This window comes from Dactylosporangium salmoneum (genome assembly GCF_039532525.1).
Lineage (GTDB): Bacteria > Actinomycetota > Actinomycetes > Mycobacteriales > Micromonosporaceae > Dactylosporangium > Dactylosporangium salmoneum.
The window spans coordinates 18,646-35,481 of the sequence record NZ_BAAARV010000030.1 but is presented as its reverse complement, the minus strand read 5'-3'; the positions used below and the strand labels follow the sequence as shown (position 1 = coordinate 35,481).

Annotated in this window: 17 protein-coding genes; 10 read left to right on the top strand and 7 right to left on the bottom strand. The window is 73.2% G+C overall.

All coding sequences use genetic code 11. The features are described from left to right. The first annotated feature begins 154 nt into the window (after nucleotides 1-154). The 9 genes from ABD352_RS20305 to ABD352_RS20265 all read left to right on the top strand — a co-directional run bounded on the left by ABD352_RS20305 (nucleotide 155) and on the right by ABD352_RS20265 (nucleotide 9,233). A complete protein-coding gene (locus ABD352_RS20305; protein WP_344613998.1) occupies nucleotides 155-382 on the top strand; it encodes a hypothetical protein in 228 nt (75 codons plus the stop codon). After that, a complete protein-coding gene (locus tag ABD352_RS20300) occupies nucleotides 379-1,719 on the top strand; it encodes a hypothetical protein (protein WP_344613997.1) in 1,341 nt (446 codons plus the stop codon). The genes ABD352_RS20305 and ABD352_RS20300 overlap by 4 nt, the downstream gene beginning before the upstream one ends. Before the next feature lie 58 nt (nucleotides 1,720-1,777). Next, nucleotides 1,778-2,140, top strand: a complete 363-nt coding sequence (locus ABD352_RS20295; protein WP_344613996.1) for a response regulator — start codon at nucleotides 1,778-1,780, stop codon at nucleotides 2,138-2,140. Continuing rightward, nucleotides 2,140-4,176, top strand: a complete 2,037-nt coding sequence (locus ABD352_RS20290; protein WP_344613995.1) for an ATP-binding protein — start codon at nucleotides 2,140-2,142, stop codon at nucleotides 4,174-4,176. Before ABD352_RS20295 ends, ABD352_RS20290 begins: the two co-directional genes overlap by 1 nt. 65 nt (nucleotides 4,177-4,241) lie before the next feature. Next, nucleotides 4,242-5,195 (top strand): NAD(P)H-dependent flavin oxidoreductase, encoded by a 954-nt coding sequence (locus ABD352_RS20285; RefSeq protein ID WP_344613994.1) that lies wholly within the window; start codon nucleotides 4,242-4,244, stop codon nucleotides 5,193-5,195. A 96-nt stretch (nucleotides 5,196-5,291) separates the two neighbouring features. Continuing rightward, the gene (locus ABD352_RS20280; protein WP_344613993.1) at nucleotides 5,292-6,296 is read left to right on the top strand and encodes a hypothetical protein; all 1,005 of its coding nucleotides are present in this window, start codon (nucleotides 5,292-5,294) and stop codon (nucleotides 6,294-6,296) included. Nucleotides 6,297-6,510: 214 nt separating this feature from the next. Beyond that, nucleotides 6,511-7,182, top strand: coding sequence for a hypothetical protein (locus tag ABD352_RS20275; RefSeq protein WP_344613992.1), 672 nt, complete (start codon nucleotides 6,511-6,513; stop codon nucleotides 7,180-7,182). A 238-nt stretch (nucleotides 7,183-7,420) separates the two neighbouring features. Then, nucleotides 7,421-8,809: an MFS transporter gene (locus ABD352_RS20270; protein ID WP_344613991.1), complete on the top strand. Its 1,389-nt coding sequence runs from the start codon at nucleotides 7,421-7,423 to the stop codon at nucleotides 8,807-8,809. Continuing rightward, nucleotides 8,802-9,233, top strand: a complete 432-nt coding sequence (locus tag ABD352_RS20265; RefSeq protein ID WP_344613990.1) for a MarR family winged helix-turn-helix transcriptional regulator — start codon at nucleotides 8,802-8,804, stop codon at nucleotides 9,231-9,233. The genes ABD352_RS20270 and ABD352_RS20265 overlap by 8 nt, the downstream gene beginning before the upstream one ends. A gap of 498 nt (nucleotides 9,234-9,731) precedes the next feature. Here the strand turns inward: ABD352_RS20265 and ABD352_RS20260 are convergent, their stop codons facing one another. Further along, entirely contained in the window at nucleotides 9,732-9,953 is a 222-nt protein-coding gene (locus ABD352_RS20260; protein WP_344613989.1) for a hypothetical protein, read from the bottom strand. A gap of 170 nt (nucleotides 9,954-10,123) precedes the next feature. Beyond that, nucleotides 10,124-12,031, bottom strand: a complete 1,908-nt coding sequence (locus tag ABD352_RS20255) for a CHASE3 domain-containing protein (RefSeq protein WP_344613988.1) — start codon at nucleotides 12,029-12,031, stop codon at nucleotides 10,124-10,126. Between the two features lie 42 nt (nucleotides 12,032-12,073). On the opposite strand from ABD352_RS20255, the gene ABD352_RS20250 reads away from it, so the two are divergent. Beyond that, nucleotides 12,074-12,754: a response regulator transcription factor gene (locus ABD352_RS20250; RefSeq protein ID WP_344613987.1), complete on the top strand. Its 681-nt coding sequence runs from the start codon at nucleotides 12,074-12,076 to the stop codon at nucleotides 12,752-12,754. Nucleotides 12,755-12,769: 15 nt separating this feature from the next. On the opposite strand, the gene ABD352_RS20245 is transcribed toward ABD352_RS20250, so the two are convergent. The 5 genes from ABD352_RS20245 to ABD352_RS20225 all read right to left on the bottom strand — a co-directional run bounded on the left by ABD352_RS20245 (nucleotide 12,770) and on the right by ABD352_RS20225 (nucleotide 16,770). Then, the gene (locus ABD352_RS20245) at nucleotides 12,770-13,114 is read right to left on the bottom strand and encodes a response regulator (protein ID WP_344613986.1); all 345 of its coding nucleotides are present in this window, start codon (nucleotides 13,112-13,114) and stop codon (nucleotides 12,770-12,772) included. A gap of 123 nt (nucleotides 13,115-13,237) precedes the next feature. Then, nucleotides 13,238-14,698, bottom strand: a complete 1,461-nt coding sequence (locus ABD352_RS20240; RefSeq protein WP_344613985.1) for a DUF1996 domain-containing protein — start codon at nucleotides 14,696-14,698, stop codon at nucleotides 13,238-13,240. A 50-nt stretch (nucleotides 14,699-14,748) separates the two neighbouring features. Further along, entirely contained in the window at nucleotides 14,749-15,297 is a 549-nt protein-coding gene (locus ABD352_RS20235; RefSeq protein WP_344613984.1) for a hypothetical protein, read from the bottom strand. A gap of 22 nt (nucleotides 15,298-15,319) precedes the next feature. Continuing rightward, a complete protein-coding gene (locus ABD352_RS20230; protein WP_344613983.1) occupies nucleotides 15,320-16,075 on the bottom strand; it encodes an ABC transporter permease subunit in 756 nt (251 codons plus the stop codon). Then, complete coding sequence (locus tag ABD352_RS20225) at nucleotides 16,072-16,770, bottom strand: ABC transporter ATP-binding protein (RefSeq protein ID WP_344613982.1); 699 nt, start codon at nucleotides 16,768-16,770, stop codon at nucleotides 16,072-16,074. Before ABD352_RS20225 ends, ABD352_RS20230 begins: the two co-directional genes overlap by 4 nt. Between the last annotated feature and the right edge of the window lie 66 nt (nucleotides 16,771-16,836).

Here is a 16,836-nt window from a genome sequence, read left to right as displayed (position 1 = left end):
TGGCTCGTCCTGTCCGGGCACAGGGCGAAGAACGCTCCCGGGCGACTACCGACCGTCGCCCTCGTTCGGATTCGAACACGTGTCCGGCGTGTCGGATTCGGCCATCGACGCCGGCTTTGCTAGCGTGCGCGCTAGCAAACGGCTAGCGGGAGTGATGTTGGAATCGACAGAGAAGACGGTGGCGATGCCGCCGCAGCGGCCGCGGTTCGAGCGGGTGCAGCTCAACACCCGGGTCCGGGTGGAGATCGAGCAGACCCTGCAGCGGTTCGTCGTCGATCACAACACCACGGTGCAGAGCTCCGTGGACCTGGCGCTGGCCGAGTTCCTCGCGGCCCGGGGCTATCCGTTGCCCCAGCCGGACGACGACGGGAGAAACCGGTGAGCACGCCGGGCATCAACGAGCTCGACGCGGATCTGCAGAAGACGATCCGGCGTACCTCCTACATGCGACAGCTCTTCTACATCGTCGTGCTGCTCACCGCGATGGCCGGCCAGGTGTCCGGCGCGGTCGAGGCGCTCGGCATCCCGCTGATCTGGGCCATCCCGGCCGTCGGCGCGCTGGAGGTCGGCGGCATCGTCGTGCTGGCCAACGCCGACGTGCGGCGCCGGCTCGGCGAGCGCGCGGTCGCCTCGCGGGTGCTTTCCGCCGCCATCGCGGGGTTCGCCGTCGCCTTCAACTGGATGGCCCACGACAACAAGCTGCTCGCGGGCTTCTTCGCGGGGATGTCGGCGCTGGGGTACCTCGTCTGGCTGATGCACACCGAGAACCAGCGGCGCGACCGGCTGCGGGCCAAGGGCGACCTGCCCCCCACCTCGCCGGCCTACGAGGTGGTCGGCCACTGGGTGCGCCATCCGTGGATGACCCTGCGCGCGAAGAATCTCGCCAAGGCCAACCAGCAGCTCGGGCTCTACAGCTCGATCGCGGCGGCCAAGGCGGAGAAGCGCAAGGAGCAGCGTACGAAGGCGATCGCCAAGGTGCTGCACCGCAAGATCCGCGCCGCCGTCGACCCGACCACCGCCGACATCGCCGTCGCCGTCTACGACCTCGACGAGATCGCGCTGCGGCTCGCCGACGGGGCCGACTACGACGGGCTGACCTCGCTCATCGCCGCCGACCTGGCCCCGGCCCGGCTGGCCGCGGTGGCCGGCCAGCCGGTCCCCGCCGTCGCCGCGGAACCGGAGCCCTTGGTCATCGACACCGAGGAGCAGCGCGCGCTGCCGACCGTCGAAGAGGCGAAGGCCGTGCGTGAGGAGCGCGAGGAGGAAGAGCGCCGCGCCGCCCGCGAGGCCGTCGTCCGGGCCATGGCCGAGCCCGCCGCCGAGGCGCCCTCGCCGCTGGGCCCGCTGCGCGGCCAGTTCGAGGGCATGCTCCCGGCCACCACGCCGACGCCCCGGCGCTCGCGCAGCCGCGGCGTGCCGGTGACCCACGAGGCCGGCGAGATCGTCGACATCGCCGAGGAGCCGACCCTCACCCCGAGCCCGATGGTCCGGGAGGGGTCGCTGCGCAACCAGGTGTACCAGATCCTGCACGACAACGTCCCGGCGAACGACCGCCGCGACGTCGTCGAGCTGACCACCATGGTCGGCGACCTGCTCGACCTCGACGACGTGGAGCGGCTGACCGCCTCCAACTACGTGCGCACCTGGAAGACGGAGGCCGACGCCGGCCGCCGCTCCGCCGTCAACGGCCGTCACCTGCAGGGCATCATCCCCCGGTAAGGGCTGAAACCGTCAGTCGCACCTCCCGCCTGCCGATGGGAGGGCGGGAGGTGCCGGAATGGCCCGTTTGCTGGTGGTGGACGACGAGCAGGACGTGCGCGACCTGATCGTCAAGCGGCTGCGCACCGACGGCCACGACGTGCTCGCCGCCGAGAACGGCGCCGCCGCCCTGGCCGCGGTGGCCCGTCACGGCCTGCCCGAGGCGGCCATCCTCGACGTGGACCTGCCCGGCATGGACGGCATCGAGCTGCTCGCGCGGCTGCGCCGGCACCGGGCCGACCTGCCGGCCATGTTCCTCACCGTGCTGTGGGACGGCGAGGTGCTGGCCCGCGCCCTCGCGACCGGCGCGCTCTACGTGCGCAAGCCGTTCACCGCCGAGACCCTGCGGGCCGGGCTGGCGAAGGCGCTGCAGGCGGCCTGATGTCGGCGTCGCTGCTGCGGACCGGCCTCTGGGCGTTGCTGTACGTCCTGGCCACCATCGCCGGTCGCCTGACCATCATGGACGGCAGCAGCCTGAGCCTGGTTTGGCCGGCCGCCGGGGTCGCCGCCATCTGGTTCGCCACCCAGCGCCGCGCCCCGCTGCGCCGGCTCGACCCGCTCGTGCTGGCCGCCGCCACCGTCGCCGTCGACCTGGCCACCGGCGCCTCCGTGATGCTGACCGCCTGGTTCACGGCGGCCAACCTGGTCCAGGTCGCCGTGTTCATGCGGATGCTGACCCGGCTCGGACCGCACCTGTGGGGCGCGGGCGGCACCGAGCCGCTGTCCCGCTCGGCCGACCTGTGGCGGCTCATGGCCGCGACCGTGGCCGGGTCGGCGGCCGGCGCCCTGGTCGGCCCGACCGCCATCTGGGCCACCACCGGCGAGTTCCAGTGGTCCGACGGGCTGGTGTGGTTCCTGCGCAACGCCGTCAGCATCCTGATCATCTCGGCGGTGGGGTTCCGGCTCGGGTACCACCGTTCGTCCGGCCGCCCGCTGCGGCTCGCGCGCCCGGCCCGCCTGGCCGAGTACGCGGCGCTCATCGCATGCTCGGCCGCGGCGTACTGGATCGCCTTCGGCGGCACCCGCCTCCCCCTGGTCTTCCCGCTTCTCGTGCTCACCGTCTGGGCCGCGCTGCGGCTGCACACCACCTTCGTCGTCCTGCACGACCTGGCCTTCGGCGTCGCCGCGGTGCTCTTCACGCTGCACGGCACCGGCCCCTTCGCCGCCGTGGCCTCCTACCCGGTGCGCGCCCTGGTGGCCCAGGGCTTCGTCGGCATGCTCGCGATCGTCGGCCTGTCCATCGCGCTGGGCCGTGACGAGCGCGCCGATCTGATGACCCGCCTGGCCGCCGCCGGCCGCGAGGCTGCCACCCAGGCCCGCCTGCTCACCACGATCGTCAACGCCATGAGCGACGGCGTGTCGGTGATCCGCCCCGACGGCCGCTGGATCATGCGCAACCCGGCCGCCGTCTCCCTCCTCGGCGGCGTCACCAGCCGCACGCAGGCCGTCGCGCACCCCGGCCACTACGGCCTCTTCCACCCCGACGGCACCCCGCTGCCGGAGGAGGAGATGGCCCACACCCGCGCGCTGCAGGGCGAGGACGTGCACAACCTGGAGCTGCTGGTGCGCAACGCCGGCGTGCCCGACGGCCGCTTCATCAGCGTGAGCGCCACGCGGCTGCCGGCCGACGGCGCCGACGAGGGCGGCGCCGTGGTGGTCTTCCACGACGTCACCGCCGAGCGCCGGCACCGCGACGAGCTCTCCTCCTTCGCCGGCGTGGTCGCCCACGACCTGCTCAACCCGCTGACCACGATCGACGGCTGGGCCGAGAACCTGGGCGAGACGCTGGCCGCCATGCCGCCGGCCGACCCCGCGGTCCGCGACGCCGGCGACAGCCTGGTCCGCATCACCCGCGCCTCGGCCCGCATGCGGCACCTCATCAACGACCTGCTGGCCTACACGACGGCCCGCAACGCCGCCATAGCCCCGGTCGACCTGGCCCTGCGCGCCCTGGTCGTCGACGTGACCACGGCCCGCGCCGACCTGGCGGCCGCGGCCGGCGCGCCGTCCCCGCAGTTCAGCCTGGGCCACCTCGACGAGGTGCGCGCCGACCCGGTCCTGCTGCGCCAGTTGCTGGACAACCTGGTGGGCAACGCGGTGAAGTACACGGCGCCGGGCACGGTGCCGCGCATCGCCATCTCGTCCAGCCCGGACGACGCCGGGCTGGTGCGCGTCGAGATCTCCGACAACGGCATCGGCATCCCGCCCGGGCACCACGACGCCATCTTCACCAACTTCCACCGGGCGCACCGGTCGAGCGGCTACGCGGGGACCGGCCTCGGGCTGGCCATCTGCAAGCGGATCGTGGAACGGCACGGCGGGACGATCGCGGCGGCGGACAATCCGGGAGGGGGCTCGCGCTTCACCTTCACGCTGCCGGCCTCGACCGTGCCGGCCCCGGTGCCCGCCCGCTCGTAGGCCCCTTCCCCCGCGCGCCGGGCGGGGGATCGTGCCACCGGACCGGTCGCGCGATGATGCCGGTCATGGCGTTGACCACGAGGTTCACCGAGATGTTCGGCCTGCGGCACCCGATCGCGCTGGCCCCGATGGGCGGCTCGGCCGGCGGGGCGCTGGCCGCGGCCGTCTCCCGGGGCGGCGGCCTCGGGTTGCTGGGGGCCGGCGGCGGCGCGCGCGAGTGGCTGGACCGCGAGCTGCGGCTCGTCGAAGGCGCGTGGGGCGTCGGCTTCCTCACCTGGGCGATCGAGCCCGGCGCCGTCGAGCGCGCGCTCGAACACGACCCGCGGGCGGTCATGTTGTCGTTCGGGGACCCCGGGCCGTACGCCGAAATCGTGCACAGCTCCGGCGCCGCCCTGATCTTGCAGGTCACCGACCTTGAGGAGGCCCGCCGGGCGGTCGACCTGGGCGCCGACGTCATCGTGGCCCAGGGCACCGAGGCCGGCGGGCACGGCGCCCGGCGCGGGCGCTCCACCCTGCCCTTCGTGCCGGCCGTGGTGGACCTGGCCGGCCCGATCCCGGTCCTGGCGGCCGGCGGCATCGCGGACGGCCGCGGCCTGGCTGCCGCGCTGGCCCTCGGCGCCGCGGGCGCGCTGATCGGCACGCGCTTCCAGGCCACCGCCGAGGCGCTGGTCGACCCGGCCGTGGCCAGGGCGATCGTCGCCGGCCGGACCGAGGACACCGAGCGCAGCCGGGTGCTGGACATCGCGCGGGGCTCGGCCTGGCCGGCGCGGTACACGGCGCGGACGCTCGGCCACCCGTACCTCGACCGCTGGCGCGGCCGCGAGGCCGAGCTGGAGGGCGATGCCGGGGTGCGCGAGCAGTACCGGGCCGACGTCGAGCGCGGCGCGATCCCGACGCTCCCGATCTGGGCCGGCGAGGCGGTCGACCTGATCACCGACCTGCCCCTCGCCGCCGACCTGGTCGAGCGGCTGGCCGCCCAGGCCGAGACCGCGTTGACCAACGCCGTCCGGCGGGCGTGAGCTGGGTCGCATCCTCGAGCGAACGTTCGTTCTTGACGCGGCGGCCGAGCGGTTTCACTCTAAAAGAACGAACGACCGTTCTTTTTAGGAGGCGAGATGGCCGCGCAGGTGACGCAGGGGCGTTCTGGGTGGGGGCGGGTCGGTGCGATCGTGCTCCTGCTGACCGCACTGCTCAGCCTCATCATGGTGGCGTTCGCGTGGCCGGCCACGCGGGCCGGCGTGCACGACATCCCGCTGGCGGTGGCCGGGCCGCCGCAGGCGACCTCGCAGGTCGTGCAGCAGCTGGAGGCGAAGCGGCCGGGCGCGTTCGACGTCAGGGTCGTCGGAGACACGGCGGCGGCCGAGCGGCTCATCAAGGACCGCGAGGTGTACGGCGCCATCGACCTCACCTCCGGCAAGCCCCAGCTGATCGTCGCGTCGGCGGCCAGCCCGGTGGTGGCGCAGGCGCTGCAGCAGGTGGCGCTCGCGCTGGCCCCGCCGCAGGGGGACGCCACGGTCGTGCGGGACCTCGTACCGCTGCCAGCCGACGACCCGCGCGGCGCGGGACTGTCCGCTGGCGCGCTGCCGCTGGTACTCGGCGGCATCGCGGCGGCGGGGATGCTCACCAGCCTCATCGTCGGGCTGGGGCGGCGCATCGCCGGCGCGCTGGCCTTCGCGGTGACGGGCGGTCTGGCACTCGTGGGGATCCTGCAGTACTGGCTGGGCTCCCTCGCCGGCGACTACTGGGCCAACAGCGGTGTCGTCGCGCTGTCCATCGCCGCCACCGCGCTCACGCTCCTGGGGCTGGAGTCGCTGCTGGGGTTCCGCGGGCTCGGGCTCGGTGCGGCGGTCATGATGCTGCTGGGCAACCCGCTGTCGGGGCTGACCAGCGCGCCGGAGATGTTGCCCTCGGGGTGGGGCGCGTTCGGGCAGTACCTGCCGCCGGGGGCCGCGGGGTCGCTGCTTCGCAGTACCGCCTTCTTCGACGGCGCGGGGGCGGGGCCGCACGTGTTGGTGCTCGCCGCCTGGGCGCTCTTCGGGCTGGTGCTCGTCGTCGTCGCCGCGCTGCGCCCACGCGCCCGCCGGGCCGAGGCGCCGGCGGGTGAGCTGGTCGCGGCCTGAGCTGCACAGCTGGCCGCGGCCTGCCCTGCACAGGCTGGCCGCGGCCTGCGCTGCTCAGGCTGGTCGCGGCCTGCGCTGCACAGCTGGTTGCGGCCTGCGCTTCACAGCTGGTTGCCAAGGTTCGCGGGGCGGCGTGCCAGGCAGTCTCGGGATCGTTGCTGGTGAGCGGCTCCCCGGAGTACGAGCCGCCGGACGACGACCCTCAGGAGCCTCGATGAGCAGCCACCTCGACCAGCAGCCCGCCGCCCCCGTCTGGGCCCAGCCGACGCCCGCCGCCCCCGCCGCCCCCGCTCCCCAGCCGCCGGCCACCCCGCCGAAATCGTCGCGGATGAAGACCGTCATCGTCGGCGTGGTGGCCGCGCTGGTCATCGGCGGCGGCGGGTTCGCCGTCATCAAGGCGGCCAGCGGCGACTCGTCGTCGACCTCCCAGCAGGCCGGCCCCGGCGGCAACGGTCAAGGCGGCCCGGGTGGCTTCGGCGGGGGCTTCATGGACCGCGGCGCCAACGGCTTGTCCGGCGCCCTGTACGGCGACTTCACCGCCTCCGACGGCAACGGCGGCTACACCACCAAGCGCCTGCAGAGCGGCACGGTGACCGAGGTGAGCACCACGTCGATCACCGCCAAGAGCGCCGACGGCCACGCCACGACCTTCGTCATCGGCTCGTCGACCACGGTGGACAACGGCAACGACCAGATCTCCGACGTCAAGACCGGCGACACCGTGACCGTGGTGGGAACGGTCGACGGCTCGACGGTCACCGCGACCAGCATCACGGACACCACGCTCAGCCAGGCCAACGGCGGCAACCAGCAGCAGGGCGGCGGCAACGGCAACGGCATGCCGGGTGGTGGCGGCGCCCCGCAGGGCAACGGCACCAGCAACTAAGGGCCTCCCGGCATTCGTACACGACCTGCTCGACGCCCTCTGAGTCGCGGCCGACGGGGACCTGTGCAAGGACCTCGCCGGCCGCGCCGATCTCACGGACGCCCGAGCGGCGCCACCGCCGCACGCCGGGCGACGTGCCCCTCCGCGCGATCGCCCAGCACCCGAGCGCCACCCCGGCCGCCGCGAACCCCTCGCTGCCGATTGCACAAACGGCAAAGCTTGTACGAATATAATAGTTGTGGTCGTACAAGAACGCCGCCGGCGCCTCCTGGTGCTCGGCATCTGCTGCATGAGCCTGCTCATCGTCGGGCTCGACAACACCATCGTGAACATCGCGGTGCCGGCGATCGGCCACGACCTCGACGCGCCGCTGTCCGGGCTGCAGTGGACGATCGACGCGTACACCCTCGTTCTGGCCAGCCTCCTGCTCATGGCCGGCTCCACCGCCGACCGGATCGGCCGCCGCCGGACCTTCCAGACCGGGCTCGTCGTGTTCTCGGTCGGCTCGCTGCTGTGCGGCCTCGCCCCGTCGCTGGAGTGGCTCATCGTCTTCCGGGTGCTGCAGGCGATCGGCGGCTCGATGCTCAACCCGGTCGCCATGTCGATCATCACCAACGTCTTCACCGATCGGCGCGAGCGGGCCCAGGCGGTCGGCGTCTGGGCGGGCGTCGTCGGCATCAGCATGGCCCTCGGCCCGGTGGTCGGCGGCCTGCTCGTGCAGACCGTCGGCTGGCGCACGATCTTCTGGATCAACGTGCCGATCGGCATCGCCGCGATCGTGCTCACCGCGCTGTTCGTGCCCGAGTCGCGCGCCCCGCGGCCGCGGCGGGTCGACGTGCCGGGTCAGATCATCGTCCTGGTACTGCTGGCCAGCGCCACCTACGCGATCATCGAGCACGACTGGCGGGCCGGGATCGTGGCCCTGGTCGCGCTGGTGGCCCTGCTGCTGGTCGAGCCGCGCCGCCCCGAGCCGCTGGTCGACATCGCGCTGTTCCGCAGCCCGCCCTTCGCGGGCGCCACGATGATCGCGGTCGCGGCCTTCGGCGCCCTGGCCGGCTTCCTGCTGCTCAACACCCTCTATCTGCAGGAGGTGCGGCACCTCTCGCCGATGCACGCCGGCCTGCTGACGCTGCCGATCGCGGCCATCACGGTGGTCCTCGGCCCGGTGTCGGGCCGCCTGGTCGGCGCCCGTGGCCCGCGCCTGCCGCTGCTCGTCGGCGGGGCCGGCATCGGCGTCTCCGGAGTGCTGCTGACCGTGCTGGCCCCGGATACGCCCCTGGTGTGGGTCCTCGCCGCGTACGTCGCCTTCGGCATCGGCTTCGCCATGGTCAACCCGCCGATCACGGTCACCGCCGTGTCGGGCCTGCCGACCGCCCAGGCCGGCGTGGCCGCCGCGTTCGCCTCCACGAGCCGCCAGTTCGGCTCGACGCTGGGCATCGCGGTCCTCGGCGCCGTGGTCAACGCCGGCCTGCACGACCGCGCCATGGCCGACGGCTTTACGCCGGCCAGCCACGCTGGCTGGTGGATCGTTGCCGGTTGCGGGGCCGCGATCCTTGCCATCGGTACCATCACCACCGGACGCTGGGCGAAGAGCAGACAACCCGAGGCGGAGCTCGTCGATGCCTGACCCGGAAACCCCCGACCGGGCCGCGCAGGTCTGGCGCGACCTGCTGGCCCTGGTGCACGAGCGCCACGACCGCCGCAAGGAGGTGTGCGAGGCGCTCGACCTGAGCTTCGTGCGGATCAAGGCATTGCGCCGCCTGGCCGGCGAGCCGCTCACGATGCGCGAGCTGGCGGCGCGGCTGCAGACGGATGCGCCGTATACGACGCTCGTCGTGGACGACCTGGAAAAACGAGGCCTCGTACGCCGGGAGCCGCACCCCGCCGACCGCCGTGCCAAACTCGTGACGGCGACCGCTCGCGGCCGAGCCGAGGCGGCCCGGGCCGAGGCGATCATGACTCAGCCCCCGCCCCAGATGCTGGCCCTGTCCGCGGCCGAGCTGGAGACGCTGGGTGACATCGTGGCCCGCCTGGGCGAGGACTCGGCCTAACGCGGAATCGGCCAGCAACGCGGGATCGGCCGGCAACGCGGGATCGGCCGGCAACGCGGGATCGGCCGGCAACGCGGGATCGGCCGGCAACGCGGGATCGGCCGGCAACGCGGGATCGGGCGGCAACGCGGACCCGGGCGGCAACGCGGAATTGGGCGGCAAGGCGACCTGAGCGGCGACGCGGAGTCGGGCGGTAAGGCGGGCCTGGGCGGTAACGCGGAGCCGGGCGGGGAGGTGGACCCCGGGCGGTAAGGCGGGCCTGGGCGCTAAGGCGAAGCCGGGGCGGTAAAGGCGACCCGGGTGGCAACGCGGAATTGGGGCGGCAAGTGGGCCTTCCCGACATGTCGGGCACTCCGTGCCAACGACATGTCGGATTTATGCCCTGACAGGCGGAAAATCGGATAAGTCGTGGCACGGCGTGCCCGACTTATCGGGAATCGGCGCAGAAGAGCGCTATGGCCGCGGAAGAGCGCTGCGCCTCAAAAGAGCGCTGCGCGCTCAGCAGGGAACGGGCGTCGCCGAGGTCAGGGCGCGCTCGCACACGCTGCGGGCCCACTGGATGCGGTCGAACGCGACGTCAGGCCGGTCGCCGAAGACTTCGGCGGCCCGGGCGTAGCACTCCTCGGCCCCCAGGCGCTCGAGGGTCGAGTCGACCGCGGCGCGGACGGTGGCGGCGTCGGGATCGGAGAAGCACGGGGTGTCGGAGACGAACAGTGCCATGCACTTCACTGGATCAACCAGGCAGGCCGTCATGGGAATCACCTGTTCATGGGGGCGTGGATGACTGTTCCACCGTGCTCCCGATGAGTGGGGTGCGGCGTCGGCGCCAGCAGGCCTCTGTGGCTGCGGGTTTCCGCACCCGCCAGTACCGGCTGGCCTCCATGGCCGACTCAACCGGTATCACCCTCCAGAGGGGTCGCGAGGGGGATGGTGATGCCCAGGCGGGTGCCGGTGCCGGGGCGGCTGGCGATCTGCATGCTGCCGCCGAGTGCCGCGACCCGGTCGCCGAGGCCCGTCAGGCCGGTGCCGGTGCCCGGGTCGGCGCCCCCGATGCCGTCGTCCTCGACGACCAGGCCGAGGCGGCCGTCGCGCACGGAGGCGCGCACGCAGATCAGGTTGGCGTGCGCGTGGCGGACGGCGTTGGTCATGGCCTCGGCGACGATGTAGTACACCCCGATCTCGATCTGGGCGCCGAGCCGCTCGGGCAGCTCGAGGGACAGCTCCACCGGCACCGGGGAGCGGCGGGCCAGGGACCTGAGCGCCGGGGTGAGCCCACCCTCGGACAGGATCGACGGGTGGATGCCGCGGGCCAGCTCGCGCAGCTCGTCGATGGCCTCCGACAAGTCGCCGCCGATGGTGTGCAGGCGGTCCTGGACGGGGCCGTCGGCCTGGGTCTCGGTCGCCCGCAGGGCCAGTAGCAGGGCGATGAGCCGCTGCTGGGTGCCGTCGTGCAGGTCGCGCTCGATGCGCCGGCGGCTCTCGTCGGTGGCGGCGACCACGCGGGCCCGCGAGGCGGTGAGGTCGGCCCGGGCCTGCGAGTTGGCGATGGCGCTGGCCACCAGCTCGGTGAACTCGGCCGCCCGCTCGGCGTCGTGCTGCTCCAGTGGCTGGGCGCAGGTGGACAGCGCCTTGAGGACGCCCCAGGTGCGGCCGGCGACGAGCACCGGGGCGCCGATGGCCGAGCGGATCGAGGTGTCGCCGAACTCCTGCTGCAGGAAGTCGGCGCTGCCCGGGCCGGCCAGGCGGATCGGGCGCCCGGAGCGCAGCACCGACTCGCTGATGCCCTCCTCGGCCAGGTCCACCTTGCCCAGCCCGATCCGGTGCCGCGGGTCCTGGCTCCAGCTGGCCACCACGGTGGCGTTGCCGTCGGGCTCGAAGCGCAGCAGTACGGCGGCGTCGGCGGCGAAGAGCTTGCCCGCCTCCTCGGTCACCGCGGCGAAGACGTCGTCGGCCGGTCGGCCCTGGGCCGCCACCGTGGCCACCCGGCGCAGCGCCGCCTGCTCGGCCGCCACCGCGCCGAGCATGACCCGGCCCTTGTCGAGCGCCTCGACCATCGAGTTGAACGTGCGTTGCAGCGCGCCCACCTCGACCGGGGCGTCGGTGGCCACGCGCACGGTGAGGTCGCCGCCGGCCACCTGGTCGGCCGCCATCACCATGCGCCGCAGCGGGCGGACCACCACGACCGCGAGCGAGCGGGTGAGCAGGCCGACGGCGATGAGGGCGACCACGAAGCCGGCGATGCCGGCCGTGACGGCCCGCAGCCCGGCCCGGTCCGCCTCGGCGTGGGCGAGGTCGACGGCCGCCCGCTGGCTGGTCACGAAGTCGTCGAACTCGTCGCGCAGGGCGGCGATGTGCTGCTGCCCGGCCATGATCGACTGCGGGTCGATGTTCTGCGGTTCACCCGACTGGTTGTCGGCGATCGCCGGGTCGGCGTAGTTGTCCAGGTAGACGGTGACGTCGCCGTTGAGCCGGGTGACGCGGGCCGCCTGGACCTTGCTGCCGGAGACCGCGGCGGCGAGTTCCTGCTGGTCCAGCGGGATCTGCTGCTGGGCCTCGATCCACGGCTCCAGCAGCGCCCGGTCGTGGGTCAGCGCGTAGCCGCGCCGGCCGGCCTCGACGTCCAGCACGAGCCGCTCCAGGCTGTTGGACGCGGACACGGCCTGCTCCGCCCGGGTGACCACCATGACCGAAGCCCGCAGCTGGTACACGGAAAGGAGGATCACGGCGAACGCTGCGCTGATCATCAGGGTGAACAACGCGCTGGTCAGCGCCAGGCGGACGGTCAATCCCCCGTGCATGGGGGGGTGTCTACCCCGGCTCGCGGGGATATGTTGGATTTGATGGCATTCGAGGCGAGCGCGGCCCTCCGTCGAACGGTGGTGATCGCGGACGACGACGTGTTGCTGCGCGAGGGACTAGCGAGCCTCCTCGACCGGCATGGTTTCAACGTGACCGGCCTTGCCGACGACGGCACCCACCTGCTGGACCTGGTCGAGAAGACGGCGCCGGACATCGCCGTGGTCGACATCCGCATGCCCCCGACGCACACCACCGAGGGCCTGGCCGCGGCCCGGGAGATCCGGCTGCGCTTCCCGAAGGTGGCCATCCTCGTGCTCTCGGCGTTCGTGGAGGTCGAGCACGCCATCGAGCTACTGGCCAGCGGTGAGCGGATCGGGTACCTGCTCAAGACCCGGGTGACCGACGTCGAGGAGTTCATCGAGACCCTGCACCGGGTGCACGACGGCGGGACGGTGGTCGACCCGGCCGTGGTCCAGGAGCTCGTCGCCGCGCACCGCCGCAAGGACCCGCTCGACGTGCTCAGCCCGCGCGAGCGCGAGGTGCTGGCGCTGATGGCCGAGGGCCGCTCCAACGCCGGCGTGGCCAAGGCGCTGTGGGTGACAGAGGGGACGATCGAGAAGCACGTCCGCTCGATTCTGACCAAGCTCGACCTGCCCGAGACGGACGAGACGCACCGCCGGGTGCTGGCCGTCCTGACCTTCCTGGAAGCCGCGAGCTCGTAGCTCCCGGCCTGCCGGTCACGACTCCAGCAGGTGGCAGATGGCGTAGCCGGAGAGCTGGTCCTTCGGGAGGAAGCCGATCGCCGGGCTCTCCGCGAGCATGTCGATCACGTCCTCCGGGGACAGGCTGGAGACCATGATGACGGGGCTGAGCCGGATCCGCGCGGCGAGTTCGAAGCCGTTCTCCGCGCCCAGGCCGACATCCACCAGTACGACGTCCGGATGCTCCTCCTCGACCGCCCGGAGCGCCTGCCTGCTGTCCGACGCCGTCGCGACGACCACGATGCCCTGGTCCGTCAGCAGGCGCTGCGCGCTGGACCGGAAGCGCTCCGAGTCGTCGACGATGACGCAACGGATCGTCATGCCAACACTTTGACACCGCGGCGGGTGGTCCGGCCTTGCGGCTAACGGGAAACGAGTGCGGAAACGGGAAAGGCCACCCGTGGCGGCGGGTGGCCTTCCCGGTCCGGAGGGGAACGTCCGTCGTCAGAACGTGCCCTGGGCGTTGCACTTGTAGCCCTGGTCGAGGCAGTCGCGGACCCGCTGCGCGAGGGCGGCGGGCTCCCAGGCGTTGAAGAAGTCCGCGTGCATCGAGAAGCCGTTGCCCGACGAGAGCGTGATCCCGTTGGTGTCGGTGTTCAGCGGGTACGCGATGACGAACGACACCGACGGGATCGGCACCGGGTGGCTGGCCGGGCAGGCTCCGGTGTGGTCGCCGTTGGCCATGTGTGCCTTGTGGTCCGGGCTGTCCAGGTGCACGCCGTCCCAGCAGTCCGGGAACGTGATCTGCCGGACCAGTTCGGCCGTCTTGGCGCAGATCGGGTACTGCCCGTCGGCCGTCCGCCCGACCTCCCCGCCGATGCCCGCGCACCAGAAGTGGTTGCCCTGGTGGTCCGGGGTGTCGCTCTGGTTCTTGGCGTCGCCGGTGATCATGCGCAGGCCGAACGGGAAGGGCTGGGTCTTGCTCGGGTCCTTCAGGCGCGAGCCGTAGTACACGGTCACCTCCTTCGGGTCGACGACCTTGCCGTTCTGGTACAGCGTCGGAATCCAGTACGCCGAGTGGTCCTGCGCCGGCGTGCAGGTCGTCCCGGCGGCGAAGAGCGACTCGGCGGTCGAGGCCGCGCTCGTCGACTTGTTGCCGAGGAACGTGTGGTCGTGCGAGGCGCCGGGCAGCCCGGGGAACACGATCGGGTCGTCCGGGGCGTGGTGGCTCACCGTGCAGGTGGCGTGGAACTCGGGCACCTTCACCGGGTTGTTGGTGATCGGCGCCGGCTTGCGCGCGAAGAACGCGGCCGTGTCGGCGGCCTGCTTCGCCGGGTCGACGGCGGGCCACCCGGTCACGACCGGAGGAGGGGCCGCGGAGGTGGGCGCGGCGGCAGAGGGGGAGGCGCTGGGCGACCCCGGCAGCGTCGCCGTCGGCGTGCGCCGGAACTGCAGCCAGTTGACGTTCGTGAAGTCGCCGCTCTGGGCGCTCTTGAGCAGCAGGAACACGGTCTGCTTGCCGGTCAGGCCGGTGGTGCTCACCGAGGTCTTGGTGGTCCAGCTCTGCCACCCGCCGGTGTACCCGACCGGGTAGCTGGCCAGCAGCTCGCCGTCCCGCGTGCCGGCCCGCAGCTCGATCGTGCCGCCCGCGCGGCTGGCCGCGGCGACCCGCACGCTCGCGGTCAGGGTGCCCTGGCCGCCGAGGTCGACGTTGTCGTACCGCATCCAGTCCCCGTCGGCGAGCCAGCCCACGTTGCGCCCGCCGCCCACGTCCGTGGTGTTCTCGGTGCGCGCACCCTGCTGGGCGCTCCACGCCTCGGCCTGGACCATGCCGGCGGTGTCCGTCTGCTCGGCCCCGGCCGTCGTGGTGACGATGACGCTCGTGGCCACGGCCCCTGCGACCGGCACCGCGAGCAGGGCCAGCAGCGTGCGGCGGCGCTTCGGCGGCCGTTGATCCATCGGCATGCCGAGACCGTAGGCCTGGGAGAGCGCTCTCTCAAGACCTCCGACGAGATCTAAGTTGAACGTAAAACTGGTCTAAGGGACAGCAGGACAACGGCTGCCACGCAGGCCGGCACGACCGAGTCCATCGAGATCGCCAGCCCGGCCACGGCCATCAGCACGAAGGCGAGCCCCGTGGCGGCCAGCGCGAGCCGGGCCGGGGCCCGCCGGATCGCGTGCCCGAGGAGCCCCAGCACGGCCCCGCCGGCGACCGAGGCGACCAGCCAGAACGCCGCCGCCAGGGCGAGGCTGCGCATGGCGTCGGGCGCGGCCGAGGTGCCGTCCTCGTGGAACATCCGGTACCACCGCACGCCGGTGACGGCGTACGTCGTGTAGTACGCCACCGTCGCCGCGATCAGCAGCGCGACCGCCCCGGCCGCCGCGGTCCGGCGCGGGCGCAGCAGGTAGCCGGCGAGCAGCCCGGCGCAGGCCCACGCGAAGCCGCTCCCGGCCGCGAAGCGCACCACGGTGCCGGTGAGCCCGTCGAGCTCGTCCCCGGCGTAGGCGGTCAGGCCGAGGACGATCCCGGCCGCGGCGCACCAGACGACGGCCCGATTGATCACGGCCAAAGCATGCCGGAGACGGTCAGGCGTCCCTGCGGCGGAGGGTCAGGTAGCCCGCGGCCAGGGCGGCGGCCGCCCACAGCGCGAGAATGCCGATCCCGGTCCAGGGTCCGAAGTCGCGGTTGTACTCCGGGCTGCCCGGCGCCCCCCAGAAGTGCAGGATGGCCACGCCGGCCTGGTCGGGCAGGTACTGCAGATACCGCTTGGCCTCCGGAATGTTCGCCAGCCCCTGCGAGCCGAGGAAGAACAGCGGCAGCAGCACGCCCAGCGCGACCGCCGAGCTGCGTAGCACCTGGGCCAGGCCGGTGGCGAAGAGCGCGATCAGCACCAGGTACAGGAACGCGCCGGCGACGGCCTGAGGTATCCCGGGGGCGGTCAGCGAGGTGTGCCGCGGCCCGAGACCGGCCTGGCCGGCCGCGAACGCCACGGCCACGCTGGCCGCCGAGGTGACCGCCGCGCACGCCGCGACCGCGGCCACCTTGCCCGCGAAGAAGGCGCCCCGGCGGGGGACCGCGCCCAGCGACGGGCGGATGGTGCCGGAGCCGTACTCGCCGCCCACCGCCAGCACCGCGAACACCACCAGGGCGAGCTGGGCCAGCGACAGGCCGTAGAAGGTGGCCACGACCGCGTCGAAGCGCCCCACCTCCGGGTCGATGTGGCGGAAGGTCGAGCCGACGAAGTACGCCAGCCCGCCCGCGGCCGCGACGGTCAGCCCGAGCGTCCACGCCGAGGACCGAAGCGTCCGAATCTTGATCCACTCGGCGGCGAAGGCGCTCATCCGGCCACCGCCCGCAGGAACGCGTCCTCCAGGCTGGGCGCCCCGGCCACGAAATCGTCCACAGTGGAGTCGGCGACGAGCCGCCCGCGGGCGATGACCACCAGCCGGTCGGCCGTCAGCGCCGTCTCGGCCATCAGGTGGCTGGAGACGAGCACCGTGCGCCCCTCGGCGGCGTAGCGGCGCAGCAGCGCGCGCAGCCAGTGCACCCCCTCGGGATCCAGCCCGTTGACCGGCTCGTCGAGCAGCAGCACCGGCGGGTCGCCGAGCAGGGCGGCCGCGATGCCGAGGCGCTGGGCCATGCCGAGCGACAGCCCGCGCCCCCGCCGCCGGGCCGCCGCCCCGTCCAGGCCGGCCAGGGCGAGCACCTCGTCGACGCGGCGCGCCGGGATGCCGTTGCTGCGGGCGAGGTACAGCAGGTGGTGCGCCGCCCGCCGGCCCGGGTGCGCGCAGCGCCCCTCCAGCAGCGCGCCGACCTCCCGCAGGGGATGGCGGAGGGAGTCGTACCGCCTCCCGCCGATCAGCGCGCGCCCGGCGCTCGGCCGGTCCAGCCCCAGGAACATGCGCATGGTCGTGGACTTGCCCGACCCGTTGGGCCCCAGGAAGCCCGTCACGTGGCCCGGGCGCACGGCGAAGGAGAGCCCGTCGACCGCGACGGTGCGCCCGTACCGCTTGCTCAGCTGCTCGGCGAGGATCATGCCCCGGACGCTAGGAGCAGCCCGGCCGGCACCGCAGTCGCCGAAAGTCGCGCCGCACCGTCGCCG